Genomic DNA, 20,656 nt, shown 5'->3' on the forward strand with positions numbered 1-20,656 from the left:
GCGGCATTGAAGTGCTGCCTGCACCCGGGCAATGACCATTCCTGTCGCCAAACGGCGCGCTGCCTTGATCTTTGGCCCTTGGCTGATATGCAGCGCCTGAGATTTCGCTTTTCAAAGGATGATTGCCCCGTGGACCTGACCGATTTGCGCACCGCCAACCCCGATCACTGGGCCAAGGCCACTGCCATCCGCGCGCTGACGCTGGACGCCGTTGCCGCCGCCAATTCCGGGCATTCCGGCATGCCGATGGGCATGGCCGACGTGGCCACGGTGCTGTTTGAAAAGCACCTGAAATTCGACGCCTCTGCGCCAAACTGGCCCGACCGGGACCGGTTCATCCTGTCGGCGGGGCACGGGTCCATGCTGCTCTATTCCCTGCTGCACCTGACCGGGTACGCGGACATGACGCTGGAGCAGATCAAGAACTTCCGCCAGTGGGGCGCGATAACGGCGGGCCATCCGGAATACGGTCACGCAGGCGGGATCGAGACGACCACCGGGCCGCTGGGCCAAGGCATCTCCAACGCGGTCGGATTTGCCATGGCCGAAGAGATCCTGCGCGCGCGTTTTGGCAAAAAGGTCATGCACCACCACACTTATTGCATCGCGGGCGACGGCTGCCTGATGGAAGGCGTCAGCCAGGAAGCGATCACGCTTGCGGGCCGTCACCAGCTGTCGAACCTGATCGTGCTCTGGGACAACAACAACATCACCATCGATGGCCCCGTGACATTGGCCGATACCACCGATCAGCCGATGCGCTTCAAGGCGGCGGGCTGGGCCGTGATCGAGATTGATGGCCACGATCCCGACGCCATCGACGCCGCCCTGACCAAGGCCAAGTCGCAAGGCAAACCCACGATGATCGCCTGCAAGACGCATATCGCCCTCGGTCACGCGGCTCAGGACACCTCCAAGGGTCACGGTGCCCTGACGGATGCGGGCCAGTTGCAGGCGGCCAAGGAAGCCTATGGCTGGAAATACGGCCCGTTCGAGGTGCCGGCAGATGTCAAAGGCCAGTGGGAGGCCATCGGATCGCGCGGTGCTGCCGCCCGTGCCGAGTGGGAGGCGCGCGTGGCGACCCTGTCGGGGTCCAAGCAAAAGGAAATAGACCGCGTTTTTGCCCGCGAGGTGCCCAAGAAACTCGCCTCGACCGTCCGCGCGTTCAAGAAACAGATGACCGACAGCGCCCCGAAACTGGCCACACGTGCCGCGTCCGAAAAGGCGCTCGAGGTGCTGAACCCCGTGCTGCCCGAAACCGTGGGCGGATCGGCGGACCTCACCGGGTCCAACAACACGAAAACGGCCGATCTGGGCGTGTTCGACACCGACAATCGTGGCGGGCGGTATGTCTACTGGGGCATCCGCGAACACGGCATGGCCGCGGCGATGAACGGCATGGCGCTGCACGGCGGCATCCGCCCCTATGGCGGCACGTTCATGTGCTTCACCGACTATGCTCGCCCGGCGATGCGCCTTGCGGCCCTGATGAAAATCCCCACGGTGTTTGTTATGACCCATGACAGCATCGGCCTGGGCGAAGACGGCCCCACGCACCAACCCGTCGAACACCTCGCCATCAGCCGCGCGACACCGAACACGATGGTGTTCCGTCCCGCGGACGCCGTCGAAACCGCCGAGGCGTGGGAACTGGCCTTCTCCGCCACCGACACTCCGTCCGTCCTGTCGCTCACCCGCCAGGGGCTGCTCACGGTGCGCACCGAGCACAAGACAAAGAACCTCAGCGCGCAAGGCGCCTATGTTCTGGCCGAAGCGGAGGGCAAGCGTCAGGCGATCCTTATCGCAACCGGCTCCGAAGTGTCCGTGGCGCTCGCTGCCCGCGACGCGCTTCAGGCCGACGGCATCGGCACGCGCGTCGTCTCCATGCCCTGCATGGAGCTCTTTGCGCAGCAGGACGAAACCTACCGCCGCCGCATCCTGCCGCCGGGCCCCGTCCGCGTGGGCGTCGAGGCAGCTGTCCAGCAGGGCTGGGACCGCTGGCTCACCGGTGAGCGTGGCAAGTCCAACAAGGCGGGCTTTGTCGGCATGGATGATTTCGGCGCGTCGGCCCCCGCAGGCGTCTTGTTCGAAAAATTCGGCATCACAGCCGAGGCCGTTGCCCAAAAGGTCAAAGACCTGCTCTGAAATGCAAAAGGGCGGGTCAAACCCCGCCCTTTCCAAACTTCTTGTGACCAAACTTCTTCTGGCCGAAAATACCACGGGGGCGGCGCACAGCGCCGGGGGCAGAGCCCCCTTTAACCATGTCGTCGCCGCCAGGCGGCAATTGGATCAGCCGTTGGCTTCGCGGATCTTGTCGGCGGCGTCCTTGTCATAGGTGACGCCGTTTTCCTCGAACAATGTGTCCAGCTCACCCGACAACGTCATCTCGGTGATGATGTCACACCCTCCGACAAATTCGCCCTTCACATAGAGCTGCGGGATCGTGGGCCAGTCGGAAAAATCCTTGATGCCCTGCCGGATGTCCTCATCCGCCAGCACATTCACATCCGAATACTCAACGCCCATGTAGTTCAGCACCCCCGCCACACGGCTGGAAAAGCCGCATTGCGGCATCGACTTGGTGCCTTTCATGAACAGGACAACGGCGTTGGCCTCGATGGTTTCGGTGATCCGTGCGTTTGCATCACTCATGTCTTGCTGCCTTTCTTGCTGAAGGCGCGGTGATACCGCGCGGCATATGTTTCGTCTTCGGGCATCGCGTCCACGTGGGTGCTGGAGCGGGTGAAAAACCCAGCCCCGCCCGCAAGGGTGGGCAACCGGTCTGCCGTGTCATTGGCGCGGGCGGCCCGGTCCACCACGGACAGATCGAGGCCCTCCATGCCCAAGGGCACCTTGCGGGTCTGCCCCATCTCGTCCCGGCTGGGCCGCCGCGCGGCCAGCGGGCGGCGCGGGCTGCGCCGGAACGGTGCCGAGATTAGGTGCCAAAGCCCCATGTCAGGGCGCCTTTGTCGTCAGGGCCAGCGCATGCAATTCCCCGTGGCTGCCGTCCATCTTGCCCTTGAGCGCCTTCGTCACCGCGCGGTGCTGTTGCACCCGGTTCATCCCGGCAAAGGACGCGTCGATAACTTCGGCGGAATAGTGGTTCCCGTCGCCCGCCAGATCGGTGATCGTAATCTGCGCCTGCGGAAACTCCGCGCGGATCAGCTCTTCGATCTCGTGGGCTTGCATGGGCATGGGGCGTCTCCAAATCGTGTTGCCCCAAGATGTAGGACGCAAGGCGCATGCACGCAAGCACAAGCGGCTGTGCGTCTGGGCAGAGACGGGGCGAGGGCGATCCTTGGAAGGATCGCTTACCGTTGCAACGGGTTGCCACCGGTCCGCCATGCTGCAAACCTGCGCTGCAACAAGGCAATGAGGGTCACATGAAAGAAACCGAGACCGCACCGGAACAGGCGCTGGCGTGGGCAGAGGCCGGGCAGGGCGCTGCATTGGCGACTGTGATCGAGACCTGGGGCAGCGCGCCGCGCCGCGCGGGGTCGCAGATGGTGGTGTCGGGCACGGGCGAGATGATGGGCTCCGTTTCGGGCGGCTGTGTCGAGGGGGCAGTGGTGGTCGAAGCGTTGGAGGCGCTGGAGGACGGCGTGCCGCGGGTCCTTGAATACGGCGTCAGCGATGGCGACGCTTTTGCGGTGGGGCTGGCCTGTGGGGGGACGATCCGCGTGCTCGTCGAACCCGTCGGCGCAGCCATGCCGGTTGAGCTTCTCAAATCCCTCGTGGCGGCGCGGGCCGCACGCCAGCCTTCCGCGTACGTGGTCGATCTCGAAACATGGGACCGGCGGCTGGATCATGACGGGCATGCGCCCCGCTTTGCCCGCGACCGCACCGGCGTCGAAGAGGACGGGCGCACCTTTGTCGCGATCCACAATCCGCCCTTGCGTCTTGCCATCGTGGGCGGCGTGCATATCGCGCAGGCGCTTGTGCCCATGGCGCGGCTGGCCGGTTACGACCCGTATATCATCGACCCGCGCGAGGCGTTTGGCTCGGCCGCGCGGTTTCCCGGCGAACGGGTGATCAACGATTGGCCCGATGAGGCGCTGGCAGAGGTGGGTCTGGACAGGCGGACGGCCCTTGTTCTGCTGACACATGACCCGAAACTGGACGATCCCGCGCTGCATCTCGGGCTGCGGTCCGGGGCGTTCTATATCGGCGCGCTTGGATCGACCCGCACGCACGCCAAACGCGCCGAACGCCTGAATGAGGCGGGGTTCACCGCGCAGGACATCGCGCGCATCCACGGCCCCATCGGCCTTGATATCGGAGCGGCAGGTCCCGCGGAAATCGCCGTGTCCATCCTGGCCGAGATGGTGCAGACCTTGCGGAAACAGCCGTGATTTTCGGCGCAGTTCCCGTCGCGGACGCCGCAGGGGCCGTTTTGGCCCACGGGATGCAGGGCGCGCGTGGAAAGATCGCCAAGGGCACCGTGCTGACGGCAGCGCATCTGGATGCGCTAGCCGGTGCGGGGCACGAGACGCTGGTCGTGGCACGGCTCGAGGCAGGGGACGTCGCGGAGGATCAAGCCGCCGCGGCGCTGGCCGCCGCCATCGTGACGGATGAGGCGACACAGGGCCTGCGGATCAGCGGCGCGGGCGCGGGGCGCGTCAACCTCTATGCCACCGGCCCCGGTGTCGTGTCGGTGGACCGGGCGAAGATCGATGCGATCAACGCCGTGGATCCAATGATCACAGTGGCCACCGTGCCGCCCCTGCACCGGGTGGATGCGGGCACGATGGTCGCCACGATCAAGATCATTGCCTATGCCGTGCCCGGACAGGCGGTAGAGACCGCAAGTGCGGCGGCGGCGGAGGCCTTGTTGGTACTGCCGCCCCGGTTTGCGACGGCCACGCTGATCGAGACGCGGGTCGGACAGACCGCGCCCACGGGCAAGGGGCGTGCGGCGCTGACCGGGCGGCTCGACCGATTGGGCCTCAGCCTCGGGCCGCGGGTCATGGTTGCGCATGATACGAACGCGATTGCGGACGCGTTGCGACAGGCCACGGGGGAGGTGGTTTTCATCCTGACAGCCTCGGCCACGTCCGACGTCAATGATGTGGCCCCCGCAGCACTGCGCGCGGCGGGGGGGCGGGTTGCGGCCTATGGCCTGCCGGTTGATCCCGGCAACCTGCTCTTTTTCGGCGATCTGGATGACCGACCCGTCATCGGGCTGCCGGGCTGTGCGCGGTCGCCCGCGCTCAATGGTGCGGATTGGGTGATGGAGCGTCTGATCTGCGGCGTGGCGTTGGATCAGGGCGATATCGCCGCGATGGGTGTGGGGGGTCTGCTCAAGGAAATTCCGACGCGGCCGCGTCCGCGCGAAGGCTGAACCCGGCCAACATGCACGATCCTGCGTCTGCGCGATGCGCGGAATTTTTCAGGTTCTCAAGTGGTTCGCTGCGTGCTTAACTCGGGAAAAGAACACGTCATAAGGGAGGAAGGCCATGACACAGGTCAAAATGACCGTGAATGGAAACGCTGCGTCCGGCACGGTTGAGGGGCGCACGCTCCTGTCCACATTCTTGCGGGAAACGCTGCAGCTGACCGGGACACATGTGGGCTGTGACACGTCGCAATGTGGCGCGTGCGTGGTGCATGTGAACGGGCAGGCCGTGAAATCCTGCACGATGCTGGCGGCGGAAGCGGACGGGGCGGAGGTTGCCACGATCGAAGGGCAGGCCAACGCGGACGGGTCGCTGAACGTGATCCAGCAGGCATTTCAGGACCACCACGGGCTGCAATGCGGTTTCTGCACGCCGGGCATGGTGATGTCGGCGGCGGCTCTGCTCAAGGAGAACCCCAAGCCGTCTGAACAAGAGGTGCGCGATTACCTCGAAGGCAATATCTGCCGCTGCACCGGCTACCACAATATCGTCAAGGCGATCCTGGCCGCGTCCGGGCAGGACGTTCCGGCGATGGCGGCGGAATAAAGACCAGCGCAGGAGGGGGCCAGCCCCCTCGGCCTTTGGCCTCACCCCCGGAGTTTATCCAGCGAGATGAAGCAGGGGATCAGGCCGCAGCGGGTATGGTCCCGCAACAGATTTAGGGAGGAAGTTCATGCCAAAGGATAGTGGTATTGGCGCCAGCGACAAACGGCGCGAGGATCTGCGGTTTCTGACAGGGGCCGGAAACTATACGGACGACATCAACCTGAACGGTCAGGCCTATGTGCATTTTCTGCGCTCTGACGTGGCACATGGAACGTTGACCTCGGTGGACACCAGCGCGGCGGCGGCGATGCCGGGCGTGGTGCGGATCTTTACCGGGACGGATTTCGAAGGGGTGGGCGGCATCCCTTGCGGCTGGCAGGTGACCAGCAAGGACGGCAACGTCATGCAGGAACCGCCCCATCCGGTGATCGCGCAAGGCAAGGTGCGCCATGTGGGCGAGATCATTGCGGCGGTGGTGGCCGACAGCGTGGAGCAGGCGCGCGACGCTGCGGAAGCCATCGTGCTGGAGATCGACGAATTGCCCGCGATGGTGGACATGAAGGCGGCTCTTGCCGACGGGGCCACCAAGGTGCACGACGATCTCAACGACAACCTGTGTTACGATTGGGGCTTTGTCGAGGAGAACCGTGAGGCGGTGGACAAGGCCATTGCGGAGGCCGCGCATGTGACGTCGCTGGAGCTGGTGAACAACCGGCTTGTGGCCAACCCGATGGAGCCGCGCGTGGCCGTGGGTGACTATGCCCGTCATTCGGATGAAAGCACGCTGTATACCACGTCGCAGAACCCGCATGTGATCCGGCTTTTGATGGGCGCGTTTGTTCTGGGTATTCCTGAGCACAAGTTGCGGGTTGTGGCCCCGGATGTGGGCGGTGGGTTCGGCACCAAGATCTTCCACTATGCCGAAGAGGCGTTCTGCACCTTTGCGGCCAAGGCGTGCAACCGTCCAGTGAAATGGACATCGAGCCGGTCGGAGGCGTTCATTTCGGACGCGCATGGGCGCGATCACGTGACCAAGATCGAATTGGCGATGGATGCGGACAACAATTTTACCGCGCTGCGCTGTCTGACCCATGCAAATATGGGGGCGTATCTGTCGACCTTTGCGCCGAGCATCCCCACATGGCTGCATGGCACGCTGTTGGCGGGGAACTACAAGACGCCGTTGATCTATACCAACGTCAAGGCGGTGTTCACCAACACCGTGCCAGTGGATGCCTATCGCGGTGCGGGGCGTCCCGAGGCGACATTCCAGCTGGAGCGGGTGATCGACAAAGCCGCGCGCGAGCGGGGCGTGGATCCGGTGGACCTGCGGCGGCAGAATTTCATCACCGAGTTCCCCTATGCCACGCCTGTGGCGGTCGAGTACGACACCGGGGATTACAATGCCACGATGGACAAGATGCTGGAACTGGCCGACCGCGACGGGTTCGCGGCACGGCGCAAGGACAGCGAAGCGCGCGGCAAGCTGCGCGGGTTTGGCGTGAACTGCTTTATCGAGGCGTGCGGCATTGCGCCGTCGAACCTCGTGGGGCAGCTGGGCGCACGTGCGGGCCTGTATGAGAGCGCCACCGTGCGGGTGAATGCCACCGGGGGGCTGGTTGTGATGACTGGCAGCCACAGCCACGGGCAGGGGCATGAGACGACGTTCCCGCAGGTGGTGGCCGAGATGATCGGTATCCCGGCGGATCAGGTCGAGATCGTGCATGGCGACACCTCGAAGACGCCGATGGGCATGGGCACCTATGGATCGCGCTCGATCGCGGTTGGTGGATCGGCCATGGTGCGCGCGACCGAGAAGATCATCAACAAGACCAAGAAGATTGCCGCCCATCTGCTCGAAGCCGCCGAGGCGGATATCGAGCTGAAGGACGGCACATTCTCGGTTGCGGGCACGGACAAGTCGGTGGCCTGGGGTGAGGTGACGCTGGCCGCTTATGTGCCGCACAACTACCCGCTGGAGGACATCGAGCCGGGGCTGGAGGAGACGGCGTTTTACGATCCGTCGAACTTTACCTATCCGGCGGGGGCGTATGCCTGTGAGGTTGAGGTGGATCCCGAAACGGGGGTGGTCACAATCGAGAAGTTCGTGTCGGCGGATGATTTCGGCAACGTGATCAACCCGATGATCGTCGAAGGACAGGTGCATGGCGGGATCGCGCAAGGCATCGGTCAGGCGCTGCTCGAAAACTGTTCCTATGACGATGAGGGGCAGCTTTTGTCGGCATCCTACATGGATTACACCATGCCGCGCGCCGATAACCTGCCTGCGATGGAGCATTATACGGTCGACCATTCGTGCCAGACGCCGTGCACGCACAACCCGCTTGGGGTGAAGGGCTGTGGCGAGGCGGGGGCGATCGGCTCACCCCCCACCGTGATCAATGCGATTGTCGATGCGTTGCAATCCGGAGGGCATGATGTCGATCACATCGACATGCCGGCGACACCGGACCGCGTCTGGGCGGCAATGCAGGGCTGAACGGAGAGGGCAGGACCGGGGGCCAGCCCCCGGACCCCCGGGATTTTTTGGAACAGAGACGGGCAGGGCCCCGCGTTTGTTTCAGATGGAAGGAACAGAGAATGTATAATTTTGAGTTTGAAAAGCCGGGGACCGTTGCGGATGCCGTGGCGGCCTTGGCCGGGGATGAGGCGCAGGCGCTTGGCGGGGGGCAGACACTGATCCCGACGCTCAAGCAGCGTCTGGCGAGCCCGACGACATTGGTGAGCCTGTCAGGTATTTCCGAGATGCAGGGTGTGTGTACCGGCGATGACGGGGCGCTTTGCATTGGTGGGGCGACGACCCATGCGACTGTGGCGGCGGAGGCGGGCGCGTATCCCGCGCTGGCGGCGACGGCGGCCCATATCGGGGATCCTGCGGTCCGCAACCGCGGCACAATTGGTGGGTCGCTGGCCAACAACGATCCGTCGGCCTGTTATCCGGCGGCGGCCCTTGGGTCGGGTGCCACGATCGTTACCAATGCCCGCGAGATTGCCGCAGATGAGTATTTCCAGGGTATGTTTACCACCGCGCTCGACGAAGGTGAGATCATAACCGAAGTGCGGTTCCCGGTGCCGGAGGCGGCGCATTATGAGAAATTCGTGCAGCCCGCGTCGCGCTTTGCCTTGGTTGGGGTTTACGTCGCCAAATTTTCGGACGGTGTGCGTGTGGCCATCACAGGCGCCAGCAATGATGGTGTTTTCCGCTGGGCGGAGGCCGAGGCCGCACTGTCGTCGAATTTCAGTGCAGATGCGCTGGATGGGGTGTCGCTGAGCGGGGATGACATGATCAGTGACCTGCATGGCACCGGAGCGTACCGTGCGCATCTGTGTGCCGTCATGACCAAGCGGGCGGTTGCCGCGGCGTCCTGAGGTCGTCCGAAACGTCTGAGAAAGCCCGCCCGTATTGGGGCGGGCTTTTGCTTGTCCTGCGGATCAGCGGGGCAGGCTGCCCATGACGGCGGCCCGGAACACGCCCCAGCCTGTCATCACGGGCGCACGGGGGAAAAGGCATAGTGATCGGGCTTGTCCTCTGCATGGTTCTTGCGCACGCGAGTCCAGCCGGTCTGATCGTCAAAGGCCCCTTGGGACAGGAGTGTGTGCCCGATCAGACGCAACCGATAGAGGATCGGACTGCCACAAGCGCTGCACCGGCGGCGCTCGGCCCTGAGGGACCTGGGGGCAGTGGCAAGGGGGCCATCGAACGTGGCCGTGCCCTTGACCTCGGCCCCACCCAGATGCCGGACATCCAGCGCCGGCACTGGGTGCAGTGGAAGGCCCCGCCGCAGCGGCTGACTGGGGGCAAAAAAGAAAGGGCGCCGCTCCTGCAACGCCCTGTCATCGTTTCGATTGTCGCGCCCGTCAGCCCTTGGTTGGCAGCGGCCCGATCATCATAACCATCTGGCGGCCTTCCATCTTTGGAAAGTTCTCGATCTTGCCGATTTCCTTGGTGTCCTCGGCCACGCGTTCGAGCAGCTCGCGTCCGAGGTTCTGGTGCGCCATCTCACGCCCGCGGAACCGCAATGTCACCTTCACCTTGTCGCCATTTTCAAGAAACTTGAACACGTTGCGCATCTTGACGTCGTAGTCATTGGTGTCCGTGTTCGGGCGGAACTTGACCTCTTTGACTTCGATGATCTTCTGCTTTTTGCGCGCTTCGGCTTCGCGCTTTTGCGTCTCGTATTTGAACTTGCCGAAATCCATGATCTTGCACACGGGCGGGTTGGCGTTGGGCGAAATTTCAACGAGGTCGAGCCCGGCATCTTCGGCCATGCCCATGGCACGGGACGGGCTGACAACCCCGACATTCTCGCCGTCGGCGCCGATCAGGCGGATTTCAGGGGCACGGATCTTGTCATTGACGCGCGGTCCGGTGTCTCTTTGCGGCGGCGCGTTGTGTGGTCTGCGAGCGATGGTGGTCGTCCTTAAGTCGTTTCACAAAATTGAGGCCAAAAAGTACCCATTGCGTCCCGGCTCTTCAACCCCGCAAATCGGCTATACTGTGCCCAAAAGTGCGATTTTCCCCCTTGCACCTTGCCTTCGGCGGGCGCATCTGGGACGCCAGAACCGGGGGCGCGCGTTTTTGCGCTTTGGGGATCGTAGAACGAGGACTGGGATATGAAGAACCTTATTTGGATTGTGGTTGCCGTGGTGATTGCCGGGGGGGCATACCTGCTTTACTCCGGCCAGACCCCGCAAGAGGCACTGACCGAGGCGGCGGATGCCGTGAACGCGCCCGAAGCGCTGGACAGCGCGAGCGACGCGGTGGGTGATGCCGTTGAAGCTGCCGAAGGTGCGGTCGAAGGGGCCGTGGATGCGGCCAGCGATGCGGCTGACGCAGTTGTCGAAGGGGCCACGGAAGCGGTGGACGCGGCGACAGATGCGGCAAGTGACGCGGCCGAAGCCGCGGCAGAGGTTGCCGAAGATGCCGCCAACGCGGTCGCCGACACAGCCGAAAGCGCTGTGGACGCAGCCACGGATGCCGCGGAAGGTGTGGCGGATGCTGCCTCTGATGCCGTGGATGCCGCGACCGAAACCGCAAGCGATGCGGTCGATGCGGCGTCGGACGCTGTGGACTCTGTGACGACCGGTGCCGAAGAGGCCACGGATGCGGCGACCGAGACCGCGACAGACGCGGCGGACGCTGCAAGCGATGCAGTGGACGCGACCACAGACGCCGCTGGCGACGCGGTTGATGCGACCACGGATGCGGCAAGCGATGCAGCCGAGGCGGCGACAGACACAGCGTCCGAAGCTGTGGATGCAACCACCGATGCAGCAACAGATGCCGCAGAAGCGACAACTGACGCGGCAAGCGATGCGGTCGAGGCGACCACCGAAGCCGCAACAGATGCGGTCGAAGCGACCACCGAAGCAGCAACGGACGCAGCTGAGGCAACCACCGAAGCCGCAACAGATGCGGCAGAGGCCACGACCGATGCGGCGACAGACGCGGCGGAAGCGACCACAGAGGCCGCAACAGACGCAACAACCGAAGCGACTGAAACCGCTGCGGAAGAGGCCGTTGACACGGCTGCCGAAACAGCCGCGGAGGGGACTGAGGCCGCTGCTGACGCCGGTCTTGCGGATCTGCTCACCACGGACGGTTTCGATTTTGACCGCGTGATCGAAATGATCGACGGTTCTGAAATGGGCACGCTGCAAAAGGGCGCTCTGAAAACCGGCCTGGAGCAGGCGCGTGACAATCCCGAACTCCTGCAGGGCGTTCTGGATCAGGTGAAAGAGGCGATGGGTCTCTGACCCATCCGGCCCGTTGAAATGCCAAAACGCCCCCGGTTTTCCGGGGGCGTTTTTTGTTCTGCGTCTACTGCGCGGATGACCGGTCAGAGCCCACACCAAATGATTGATGCACAGCAGCGAATGGCTGCTATTTCATGTTGGCTTTTCCCCAAGCTTCCATCTGTTCGATGATCGGCAGAACCGTGCGCCCGACATCAGTCAACGAATAGTCGACGCGGGGCGGCACCTGGGCAAAGACCTTGCGGGAGATCAAACCATCACCTTCGAGTTCGCGGAGTTGCTTGGTCAACATCTGCTTTGTGATGCCGGGCACCGAACGCTGCATCGCACCAAACCGATCAACGCCGTTCGCTATGCAAAACAGGATGACGGGCTTCCATTTACCGCCAATGACCGAAAGACAACGCGTCACCGGGCAGCCTTTGACATCGGGATCAGGCGCCAATGGTTCCATTTCCGTGACTACCTCACTTTATGTTGACTAGTTGCGGAATACATTAATATGCGCAGTTTGTGTCTCCATCGTCAACAGATGGAGATTGTCATGAAGATCCCAGCCCTTTCGTTCGTCATGTTCGTTGCACTTGCCAAAACCGCCGTCGCGCAGGACACCTCGCTCGCGGGCCTCCAGGAGCGTATCGTCGGGACATGGACCTCGATCACTTGCGAGATGCGTCCGCAGCAGAACGCTGAAAATCCTGACCTTGCGCCGACGCCATCATATCTGACCCGCGACTTCACCTACGACGCAGAAGGCGGGTTTGAGGCCAACATCACCGTCTACGCAGACAGTGCCTGCACCATTCCAGCGGTATCATACGACTTCGCCGGAGAAGTCGTGTGGCATGACGCAAATCCCGCAGTAGAAGGCGCCTGGTCGCAGGATTATCTCCTTAATCGCCAGCTTGAGTTGACCGTTCTGGCGCCACCCATGGCAGAGCAGCTGAACCAGCTTCCGGACGGGGCCTGCGGAAAAGGTGAGTTCGTGGTGGGCGAGACGCGCGACATCCTCGGACAACCCTGCGCGCTTCTTCGCTTTGTCGAGGGCAGTGCCTTTGTCACCGACCACGACTTCTTATACGTGCGCGAAGATACGCCGAACATGCTGTTTATGGGGGGCAAGCATGTGGATGGCACAGGTTTCTACTACCCGGAGAACCGTCCGACGGTGGGGTTGCAGCAGCCGATGATCCGCGTTGAAGGATGACCCAAGATCAAAAAGCCGACCTTTGAACAAGGTCGGCTTTGTCCGGCGTCGCGGAGCCTTGTGATCCGATCGAAACAAGGAACGCCCGGCCTGAGGCAGGGCGTTTTTTCGTGGAGACAGGCGATGAGGGTCAGTCGAGGAACGCTTTTTCCACGACGTATTGCGCAGGTTTCGAATTGGCGCCTTCTTCCAGCCCGTAGCCTTCGAACATCTCCTTGAGTTCGAGGTTGAAGGCGAGGTTGCCGCAAATCATCGCCCGGTCGGTGTCGGGGTTAAGCGGTTCCACCCCCAGATCGGCAAAGGCCTCACCGGATTTCATCAGATCGGTGATGCGGCCCATCTTGGGGCTCTCTTCACGTGTGGTGGTGGGGTAGTACTTGATCTTCTTCCAGAAACCTTCGCCGATCACCTCGTTCAGCAATTCATCGGATTTCAGGCTCTCGATCAGGTCACGGCCATAGGTCAGCTCGCCCACCTCGCGGCAGGTATGGGTGATGATGACCTCGTCATAATCCTCATATGTCTGCGGCTCGCGCAGGAGCGACGCAAAGGGGGCAAAGCCGGTGCCGGTGGCAAAGAACCAGATGCGTTTGCCCGGCAGCAGCGCGTCATGCACCAGCGTGCCGACGGGTTTGGGGCGCAGGATGATCTCATCACCTGGCTGGATATGCTGCAATTTCGAGGTCAGCGGACCGTCCTGCACCTTGATCGAGTAAAACTCCAGCTCCTCATCCCAGCTGGGGGAGGCGATGGAGTACGCGCGCAAGAGCGGCTTCTGCTTGCCCGTTTCTGGGTGTGGATCGCCCATCAGGCCGATCATCACAAACTCGCCCGACCGAAAGCGCAAGGACGCAGGCCGCGTGCAGCGGAACCGGAACAGGCGGTCGGTGTAATGCTCGATCTCCGTCACCGTTTGGGCGTCGGGCAGGGTGGGGGTGGCCTTGACGGCTGTGGTCTCGTTCACGGGTGTTTGCTCGGTCATGAATATGTCAACGCAGGTTTACACCTGCGCCTCTCACTTTGGGAAGGATTTTCGTGGTTTGTAAGCGCGCGAATGGTCGCGCGCCTTGATCTGGATCAGCGGTTGGATGCGCCGCGCAGGCGGGATTGGTAATCATGGGCCTGCCAATCGGCGCGGGCCTGCCATTCGCCTTCGGGCTGGCGGGCGGCGAGGGCCTGGCTGATCTCGACCTCGTCAAAACCGGCGCGGCGCGCCATGGCGTATTGATCCGAAATCACGTGGCCGCGCGCGCGCAGCCGTCCCTGATAGCCGCGCAGGCGCAGCATCCGCGCGATGGTAAATCCGCGACCGTCGGCAAAGCTGGGGAAATCCACGCGGATGATATCGGCGTTGAGCGGAATGCCCGCGGGGTCTGCATCGCTGGGCACGTCAAGCGCCACGGCGTCATTGGCGGCCTCGCCCAGCGGGGTGTAGCCGCGGTCCCAGGTGTCGGGGCCAAAGCCCTGATCGGTCACTACGATTGTCATGTCTCTTGTCCTGCTCTTACGAGTTTTCCGTCGACGAAGTGGATGCCACATTCGTCCTTGTTCTGATCGCGCCAGCGTCCGGCGCGGGGGTCTTCGCCGGCTGCAACCGGAGAGGTGCAGGGCGCGCAGCCGATGCTGGGATAGCCCTGGGCCACCAGAGGGTGTCTGGGCAGGCGGTTTTCGGCCATGTATTCGGCGATGTCGTCGCGCGACCAGCGGGCCAGCGGGTTGACCTTGATCCGGCCTGTGCCGGCTTCGGCTTCGAAGAATTCGAGCGCTTGCCGGGTGCCGGATTGGTAGCGTTTGCGCCCGGTGATCCAGCCGCTGTGCCCATCCAGTGCGCGCCGCAGCGGGGCGATCTTGCGCAGCGCACAGCAGGCGTCCGGGTTGCGGCGGTGCAGGCTGCGGCTTGGGTCGCGCGCATCGGCATCATCGGCGCGGATGATTTGCACATTGCTGAGCCGCAAACGCTCTGCCACGTCCTGTTGGTAGACCAGCGTTTCGGTGAAGAGCATTTCAGTGTCGATGAAGATCACCGGAACGTCCCGTTTGATCATCGCCGCAAGGTGCAAGAGCACCACCGATTCCGCGCCAAAGCTCGAGACCAGCGCCAGATCGGGGATGGTGTCGAAGGCGGTGTTCAGCACGTCCCACGCGCCGTGATGGGTCAGCTTTGCGTTCAGCGCGCTGACCATCACGGCGGCCTCGGGGCTGACCGGCCCTCCGGGGGGAGTTTTCTTGGCGAGATGAAGCATGGGATCCTACTCCGCTGCCACCTTGGTTTCGGGATAAAGCGCGGCCTTGAACGGGGTGATGCCGGTGCGTTTGTACGTGTCGATGAAGGCCTCATCCGGGGTGGTGCGCAGGTCGAGATAGGTGTCGACGATGCGTTCCACGGCCGGAACGATTTCATCAGCCGAGAAGCCTGGCCCCACACGGTCGCCAACCTTGGCGGTTTCGGTGTGATCGCCGCCCAGGGTGATCTGGTAGTTTTCGACACCTGCGCGGTCGAGGCCCAGGATCCCGATATGGCCCACATGGTGGTGACCACAGGCGTTGATGCAGCCGGAAATCTTGATCTTGAGCTGACCGATGTCGTGTTCGCGTTTGAGGTCGTCAAAGCGGGCTGCGATTTCCTGGGCGATGGGGATCGAGCGGGCGGTGGCCAGCGCGCAATAGTCCATGCCGGGGCAGGCGATGATGTCGCTGATCAGGCCGATATTCGCGGTCGCGAGCCCTGCGTCCTTAAGGCGCGCATGGATCGCGGGCAGGTCGGACACATGCACATGCGGCAGGATCACGTTCTGCTCGTGGCTGATGCGCAGTTCGTCATGGGCGAACTCTTGCGCCAGGTCTGCCATCAGGCGCATCTGATCCGCGCTGGCGTCGCCCGGTGTTTCTCCGTGCTTTTTCAGGGAGATGGAGACGATCTTGTAGCCATCGGCGCGATGTGCCGTGAGGTTGGTGTCGGCCCAGGCGCGAAAGACCGGATCGGTGTGATAGGCGTCCTTGAACGGTGCTTCGGATTTGGTGACGAAGGCGGGTGCTGCGAAATGCGCTTCGATCTCGCGCAGCATCTGCTGGTCCACGCCGGAGAACGTCTTGCGGGTTTCGGCGAACCGCTCCTCGACCAGACGGCGGATTTCGTCGATGCCGTGTTCGTGCACGGTGATCTTGATCCGGGCCTTGTACTTGTTGTCGCGCCGCCCGATCTGGTTCCAGACCGACACGACCGCCTCGAGGTAAGGCAGCAGATCAGCTTCGGGCAGGAAGTTATTGATAACCTTGCCGATCATGGGTGTGCGACCCAGGCCGCCGCCCACGATGATTTCGTAGCCACGGGTGCCATCACGCTCCAGCATGCGGATGCCGATATCGTGGGCCTTGGTTACCGCGCGGTCATTGGGCGAGCCGGTCACGGCGATCTTGAACTTGCGGGGCATGAACTGGAATTCGGGATGATCCGTGGACCACTGGCGCAGCAGTTCGGCCACCGGGCGCGGGTCCGCGATTTCATCCGCGGCGGCGCCTGCAAAGTGGTCTGCGGTCACGTTGCGGATCGTGTTGCCGGAGGTCTGGATCGCGTGCATGCCCACCTCGGCCAGCGCGTCGAGCATGTCGGGCACATCACCGAGTTCGGGCCAGTTGTACTGGATGTTCTGGCGCGTGGTGAAGTGGCCATAGCCCTTATCCCAGCGTTCCGCGATATAGGCGAGCTGGCGCATCTTGGCGCTATCCAGTGTGCCGTAGGGGATCGCGACCCGCAACATGTAGGCGTGCAGCTGCAGATAGAGGCCGTTCATCAAGCGCAGGGGCTTGAATTCATCCTCGGTCAGATTACCGGCGATGCGGCGTTCCACCTGGGCGCGGAACTGGGCGTTGCGCTCGGCCAGAAAGGCGGTGTCGAACTCGGAATAGCTATACATCAGTGCAGCTCCACTTGCTTGCCATGGGCATAGTTGCTGGGCCCTGTGGCGCGGAAGGTTTCGCGGAAATGGGTGGGTTTTGGTGCGCCCTCGTCGGCGTTCACATCCATGAGATACGCGCCCACGACGACGTCCACCTGCTGGCTGGCATCAATGAGGCGCAGATCGGCGTCGGCCTCATCGGTGAGCACTTCGGCCTCCGCCAGGCGGCGGGTCCAGCCGGTGGTGGTCTGGTACATCACATCGCCTTGCAGGAGGTGATTGGCGGTGACGACTTTGGGGGTGAAGGCTTTGGGCATCAGAGCACCTTTTGTTCGGAATTTTGCGATACACCATGTGTGCGCAGGCTGTGCACAGGCTGTGCACCGGATGGTGTGTCAGCGGCGGGAAGATCGGGCAGCATGGACACCGCCGCGCGGGGTGTGAGGCCGATGAAGGTGAGGGCGGGACCGCCCAGGCCGGCCTGGGTCAGGGTCGGCTCCATCTCGGCCACGGTTGTGGCGAGGATCTGTTGATCGGGCCGCGAGGCGTTTTCGATGAAGGTCACGGGCGTGTCGGGGTCGATGCCGTGCATCATCAGGCGCCCCTGAATGAAGCGCGCGGATTTCTTGCCCATGTAGATGGCCGCGACCTCACCGGGGGCGGCGAGCGCCTTCCAGTCGTGATCGGCAAAGCCCTTGGTGTCGTGACCGGTGAGGAAGCGGATGGAGGAGTTGCGCCCGCGCTGCGTCAGCGACTGGCCGATGGAGGCCACGGCGGCGGAGGCGGCGGTGATGCCCGGGACGATGTGCCAGTCAATGCCTGCGGCGGTGACGGCGTCCAGCTCTTCGTCGAGACGGCCAAAGACGGTGGCGTCACCGGATTTAAGGCGCACGACCTGCGCGCCCGTGGCCCCGTGTTCGACCAGCAGGGCGTTGATCGTTTCTTGGGGTGTGGAGGGGCCGAACGCCTCTTTGCCCACGTCGATCATGGTCGCCTCGCGGCGGGCCAGTTCGAGGATTTCGGGGCTGATCAGGCGGTCGTAGATCACAACATCCGCCTCATCGAGCGCCTTGCGCGCCTTGAGGGTCAGGAGTTCGGGATCACCGGGGCCTGCGCCGACAAAGGCGATATGGCCCTTGCGGGCGTCGCGCATGAGGTGATCGGCCAAGAGGTCATCCAGTGCCGGTTGAATGGCGTCCACGCCTGCGGCATGCGCTTTGGGGCCTGCGTTGAAATAATAGTCGCGCCAGAAGTCACGGCGCGCACGACCAAAGGGCAGGGCGTCAGCGGCCTTCCGGAACGCCTTGCCGATGCGGGCCAGAGTGCCGAGCGATTGGGGCAGGCGTTCTTCGAGGTCGGCCTTGATCGCGCGGGCCAGCACGGGCGCGGCGCCTTCGGTGCCGATGGCGACGGTGACGGGATCGCGGTCGACAATAGCGGGGGTGATGAACTGGCTGTCTTCAAGGTTGTCGACGATATTGACCAGAGCGCCGTCGGCGTGGGCGATGGCGGCGGTGCGCTTGTCTTCGGCGGCGTCCTCATCGGCGGCATAGAACAGAGCCGCGCAGAGCGTGTCACCGGGTTCCATCGCGCGTTCGATCAGGCGCAGTTTGCCCGCCTGGGCCCAGGTCCTGATCTGCTCATCCGGGTTGGGGGCAAAGACGGAGATATGGGCCGTGGTCTTCATCAGCAGGCGCAGCTTGGCCAGTGCGGCGTCGCCGCCGCCCGACAGCACAATCCGACGTCCCGCAGTGTTCAGGAAGATGGGAAAATGGTTCATCTGCGCCTCGATCCGTGAAATCTGATGCTCAATATAGGAAATTTTCCCGGTTTGGCGCTAGACAGTGGCGCAGATAAGGATGATTGTTCTGTTTGGGTGCAGGTTCAGAACGCCTGTTTCCCGAAAAGGAAGGGTTTGGAATGTCTGTTCGGATAGATGAGGTGGATCGGAAAATTCTGGCCGAGCTGCAGCGGGATGCGAGCCAGTCGCTGGACGATATTGCCCGCGCAGTGGGGTCGTCGAAGACGCCGGTGTGGAACCGGATCCGCAAACTGCGCGAGGCCGGGGTGGTGGGGCAGCAGACGGTTGTTCTGGATGCCGAGGCGTTGGGGTTTGAGGCCTGTTTCTTTGTGCTGATCCGCACGTCAGAGCATGAGGCGGATTGGCAGGCGAAGTTCTTGCAGGCGCTGCGGGATCGCCCCGAGGTGCAGGAGGCGCACCGGCTGGCGGGGGATATCGATTACATCCTGAAAGTGCGGGTGCAGAATGCGCGGGCCTATGATGCATTTTATCAGGCGCTGATTTCAGAGGTGCGGGTGCACAATGTCACGGCGCTGTTGTCGATGGAGGAGATCAAGTCGACGACGATGTTGCCGCTGGGGACGTGACCAAATTGCGCGCTACCGCGCATTTCATATTCAGCCAGTGGTGAGGCGACGCTATGTTATGGGCGCTGGTCTGGTTGATGGGTTTGGGTATTTTGCTGAGAGGTCGTTTCCGGCGCGTCGCGCATTGATGCGCGCATCAAAAAACATCGTCTTAAACAGACCTGTTTGATGGTGAGGTGAGTCGTGCCCGCGTCAAGGACACGCCGCCTTTGGCGGTGGCCTTTGGCCATCCTTGACCCGCTCCCGACTCACGTGGCTGAGACGATCAGCCGGTCGAGTTTGTGGAAATGGTAGCTGTCGGCATAGTTCGGGGTTTCGGTGATCCTGAGGTCCGGCATGGCGTCGAACAGCATCGGCAGGGCGATCTGCATCTCGAGCCGCGCCAGGGGGGCGCCGACGCAGAAATGCAGCCCGCCGCCAAAGGCCACGTGCACGTTTTTGCTGCGCGCGGGATCGAACCGGTCGGGGGTGTCGAACACGGCCGGATCGCGCCCCGCCGCCCCCAGCATCAGCGCGACCTCATCCCCTTTGGTCAGGGTGACATCGCCCACGGTGACATCCTCGTAGACATGGCGGGTGAACATGTGGAGCGGCGGGTCGTAGCGCAGCAGTTCCTCGACCGTACCTGCGACGCGGTCGGGGCTGAGGGCGGCGGTCTGGTCCGTTTCGATCAGGGTTTTGACAGCGTTGCCGAGGCTGTGGACCGTTGCCTCGTGCCCGGCATTGAGCAGCAGCACGCAGGTGCCGATCATCTCATCATGGGTGAGGGTTTCGCCGTCTTCCTCGGCGGCGATCAACTCGGTGATGAGGTCATCTCGCGGATCATTGCGGCGCTCTTTGATATAGCTGCGCAGGAAGGTGGTGAATTCGGCGGCGGCGGTGTTTGCGGCGTCCTCGATATCGCGGGTACGCCCGGCTTGGTACATCGCAACCATGGCGGCGGACCAGCGCAGCAGGTCGGGGCCCATATCCTCGGGCACACCGAGAAGGCGGGCGATCACGCGGACCGGCACCAGTTGGCAATAGGTCGGGATCAGATCGAACGGGCCGCGGGGCAGCGTTGCGATCAGATCGGCGCAGATGGCGCGGATGTCCCTATCCAGCGCCGCAATCCGGCGCGAGGTGAAGGCGTGCAGCACGAGGCGGCGCAGTCGGGTATGGGCGGGCGGTTCCAGTTCGAGCAGCGAGTGGCGTTCCACCGCGTCAAAGGCGGCCAGATGCGGCTGTGGTGCGCCGCGTCCGGGCACGGCTCGGCCCAGTCTGCGGTCGCGCAAGAGCGCGTGCACCGTGGCGTGATCAAAGGCGGCGTGCATCCCATAGTCTTCCCAGAACACCAGCCCGCGCCCACGCACCGCGTCATAGGCCGGGTAGGGGTTCTGGATGAAGGCGGGGTCGTGAGGCGAGAGCTGCAACATGCCCTGTTCCTGCCCCGGCGCGATCCGCTT

22 protein-coding genes are annotated in these 20,656 nt (G+C 63.3%); 9 read left to right on the plus strand and 13 right to left on the minus strand.

Annotated features, from left to right (window positions below; translation table 11 throughout):
• Window positions 1-129 precede the first annotated feature (129 nt).
• Entirely contained in the window at window positions 130-2,145 is a 2,016-nt protein-coding gene (tkt, locus tag ACERHN_RS17415; protein ID WP_415920285.1) for a transketolase, read from the plus strand.
• A gap of 144 nt (window positions 2,146-2,289) precedes the next feature.
• Here the strand turns inward: tkt and grxD are convergent, their stop codons facing one another.
• The 3 genes from grxD to ACERHN_RS17430 are packed head-to-tail and all read right to left on the minus strand — an operon-like array spanning window position 2,290 to window position 3,195.
• Entirely contained in the window at window positions 2,290-2,652 is a 363-nt protein-coding gene (grxD, locus tag ACERHN_RS17420; protein WP_415920286.1) for a Grx4 family monothiol glutaredoxin, read from the minus strand.
• Window positions 2,649-2,954, minus strand: coding sequence for a hypothetical protein (locus ACERHN_RS17425; RefSeq protein ID WP_415920287.1), 306 nt, complete (start codon window positions 2,952-2,954; stop codon window positions 2,649-2,651). The genes grxD and ACERHN_RS17425 overlap by 4 nt, the downstream gene beginning before the upstream one ends.
• Window position 2,955: 1 nt before the next feature.
• A complete protein-coding gene (locus tag ACERHN_RS17430) occupies window positions 2,956-3,195 on the minus strand; it encodes a BolA/IbaG family iron-sulfur metabolism protein (protein WP_415920288.1) in 240 nt (79 codons plus the stop codon).
• A gap of 188 nt (window positions 3,196-3,383) precedes the next feature.
• On the opposite strand from ACERHN_RS17430, the gene ACERHN_RS17435 reads away from it, so the two are divergent.
• From ACERHN_RS17435 to ACERHN_RS17455, 5 genes are all read left to right on the plus strand, one after another.
• Window positions 3,384-4,352 (plus strand): XdhC family protein, encoded by a 969-nt coding sequence (locus ACERHN_RS17435; protein ID WP_415920289.1) that lies wholly within the window; start codon window positions 3,384-3,386, stop codon window positions 4,350-4,352.
• Window positions 4,349-5,341: a molybdopterin-binding protein gene (locus ACERHN_RS17440; protein WP_415920290.1), complete on the plus strand. Its 993-nt coding sequence runs from the start codon at window positions 4,349-4,351 to the stop codon at window positions 5,339-5,341. Before ACERHN_RS17435 ends, ACERHN_RS17440 begins: the two co-directional genes overlap by 4 nt.
• Window positions 5,342-5,456: 115 nt before the next feature.
• The gene (locus ACERHN_RS17445; protein WP_415920291.1) at window positions 5,457-5,942 is read left to right on the plus strand and encodes a (2Fe-2S)-binding protein; all 486 of its coding nucleotides are present in this window, start codon (window positions 5,457-5,459) and stop codon (window positions 5,940-5,942) included.
• A gap of 127 nt (window positions 5,943-6,069) precedes the next feature.
• Window positions 6,070-8,442 carry a xanthine dehydrogenase family protein molybdopterin-binding subunit gene (locus ACERHN_RS17450; RefSeq protein WP_415920292.1) on the plus strand — a complete coding sequence of 791 codons (2,373 nt, stop codon included), beginning with the start codon at window positions 6,070-6,072 and terminating at the stop codon, window positions 8,440-8,442.
• Window positions 8,443-8,543: 101 nt separating this feature from the next.
• Window positions 8,544-9,332, plus strand: a complete 789-nt coding sequence (locus tag ACERHN_RS17455; RefSeq protein WP_415920293.1) for an FAD binding domain-containing protein — start codon at window positions 8,544-8,546, stop codon at window positions 9,330-9,332.
• 116 nt (window positions 9,333-9,448) lie between these two features.
• Here the strand turns inward: ACERHN_RS17455 and ACERHN_RS17460 are convergent, their stop codons facing one another.
• Together ACERHN_RS17460 and infC are read right to left on the minus strand one after the other, a co-directional pair.
• Complete coding sequence (locus ACERHN_RS17460) at window positions 9,449-9,721, minus strand: hypothetical protein (RefSeq protein WP_415920294.1); 273 nt, start codon at window positions 9,719-9,721, stop codon at window positions 9,449-9,451.
• 100 nt (window positions 9,722-9,821) lie between these two features.
• Window positions 9,822-10,373 carry a translation initiation factor IF-3 gene (gene infC, locus ACERHN_RS17465; protein WP_415922762.1) on the minus strand — a complete coding sequence of 184 codons (552 nt, stop codon included), beginning with the start codon at window positions 10,371-10,373 and terminating at the stop codon, window positions 9,822-9,824.
• Between the two features lie 204 nt (window positions 10,374-10,577).
• On the opposite strand from infC, the gene ACERHN_RS17470 reads away from it, so the two are divergent.
• Window positions 10,578-11,720, plus strand: a complete 1,143-nt coding sequence (locus tag ACERHN_RS17470) for a hypothetical protein (protein WP_415920295.1) — start codon at window positions 10,578-10,580, stop codon at window positions 11,718-11,720.
• Window positions 11,721-11,847: 127 nt separating this feature from the next.
• Here ACERHN_RS17470 and ACERHN_RS17475 read toward each other — a convergent pair whose 3' ends face one another.
• The gene (locus ACERHN_RS17475) at window positions 11,848-12,174 is read right to left on the minus strand and encodes a winged helix-turn-helix transcriptional regulator (protein WP_415920296.1); all 327 of its coding nucleotides are present in this window, start codon (window positions 12,172-12,174) and stop codon (window positions 11,848-11,850) included.
• A gap of 90 nt (window positions 12,175-12,264) precedes the next feature.
• Here ACERHN_RS17475 and ACERHN_RS17480 point away from each other — a divergent pair, with 90 nt between their 5' ends.
• Window positions 12,265-12,927, plus strand: a complete 663-nt coding sequence (locus tag ACERHN_RS17480; RefSeq protein ID WP_415920297.1) for a hypothetical protein — start codon at window positions 12,265-12,267, stop codon at window positions 12,925-12,927.
• 130 nt (window positions 12,928-13,057) lie between these two features.
• On the opposite strand, the gene ACERHN_RS17485 is transcribed toward ACERHN_RS17480, so the two are convergent.
• The 6 genes from ACERHN_RS17485 to cysG form a co-directional block, all read right to left on the minus strand.
• On the minus strand, window positions 13,058-13,909 hold the full coding sequence (locus ACERHN_RS17485; RefSeq protein ID WP_415920298.1) for a ferredoxin--NADP reductase: 852 nt from the start codon (window positions 13,907-13,909) through the stop codon (window positions 13,058-13,060).
• A gap of 95 nt (window positions 13,910-14,004) precedes the next feature.
• On the minus strand, window positions 14,005-14,415 hold the full coding sequence (locus ACERHN_RS17490; RefSeq protein WP_415920299.1) for a DUF934 domain-containing protein: 411 nt from the start codon (window positions 14,413-14,415) through the stop codon (window positions 14,005-14,007).
• Window positions 14,412-15,170, minus strand: a complete 759-nt coding sequence (locus ACERHN_RS17495) for a phosphoadenylyl-sulfate reductase (protein ID WP_415920300.1) — start codon at window positions 15,168-15,170, stop codon at window positions 14,412-14,414. The genes ACERHN_RS17490 and ACERHN_RS17495 overlap by 4 nt, the downstream gene beginning before the upstream one ends.
• 6 nt (window positions 15,171-15,176) lie before the next feature.
• Entirely contained in the window at window positions 15,177-16,841 is a 1,665-nt protein-coding gene (locus tag ACERHN_RS17500; RefSeq protein WP_415920301.1) for a nitrite/sulfite reductase, read from the minus strand.
• On the minus strand, window positions 16,841-17,140 hold the full coding sequence (locus ACERHN_RS17505) for a DUF2849 domain-containing protein (protein WP_415920302.1): 300 nt from the start codon (window positions 17,138-17,140) through the stop codon (window positions 16,841-16,843). Before ACERHN_RS17505 ends, ACERHN_RS17500 begins: the two co-directional genes overlap by 1 nt.
• The gene (gene cysG, locus ACERHN_RS17510) at window positions 17,140-18,603 is read right to left on the minus strand and encodes a siroheme synthase CysG (RefSeq protein WP_415920303.1); all 1,464 of its coding nucleotides are present in this window, start codon (window positions 18,601-18,603) and stop codon (window positions 17,140-17,142) included. The genes ACERHN_RS17505 and cysG overlap by 1 nt, the downstream gene beginning before the upstream one ends.
• Before the next feature lie 140 nt (window positions 18,604-18,743).
• Here cysG and ACERHN_RS17515 point away from each other — a divergent pair, with 140 nt between their 5' ends.
• A complete protein-coding gene (locus tag ACERHN_RS17515) occupies window positions 18,744-19,211 on the plus strand; it encodes an Lrp/AsnC family transcriptional regulator (RefSeq protein ID WP_415920304.1) in 468 nt (155 codons plus the stop codon).
• Window positions 19,212-19,459: 248 nt separating this feature from the next.
• Here ACERHN_RS17515 and ACERHN_RS17520 read toward each other — a convergent pair whose 3' ends face one another.
• Window positions 19,460-20,626: a cytochrome P450 gene (locus tag ACERHN_RS17520; protein WP_415920305.1), complete on the minus strand. Its 1,167-nt coding sequence runs from the start codon at window positions 20,624-20,626 to the stop codon at window positions 19,460-19,462.
• Window positions 20,627-20,656 lie beyond the last annotated feature (30 nt).

The sequence above is a fragment of the Tateyamaria rhodophyticola genome (genome assembly GCF_047777875.1).
Taxonomy (GTDB): domain Bacteria; phylum Pseudomonadota; class Alphaproteobacteria; order Rhodobacterales; family Rhodobacteraceae; genus Tateyamaria.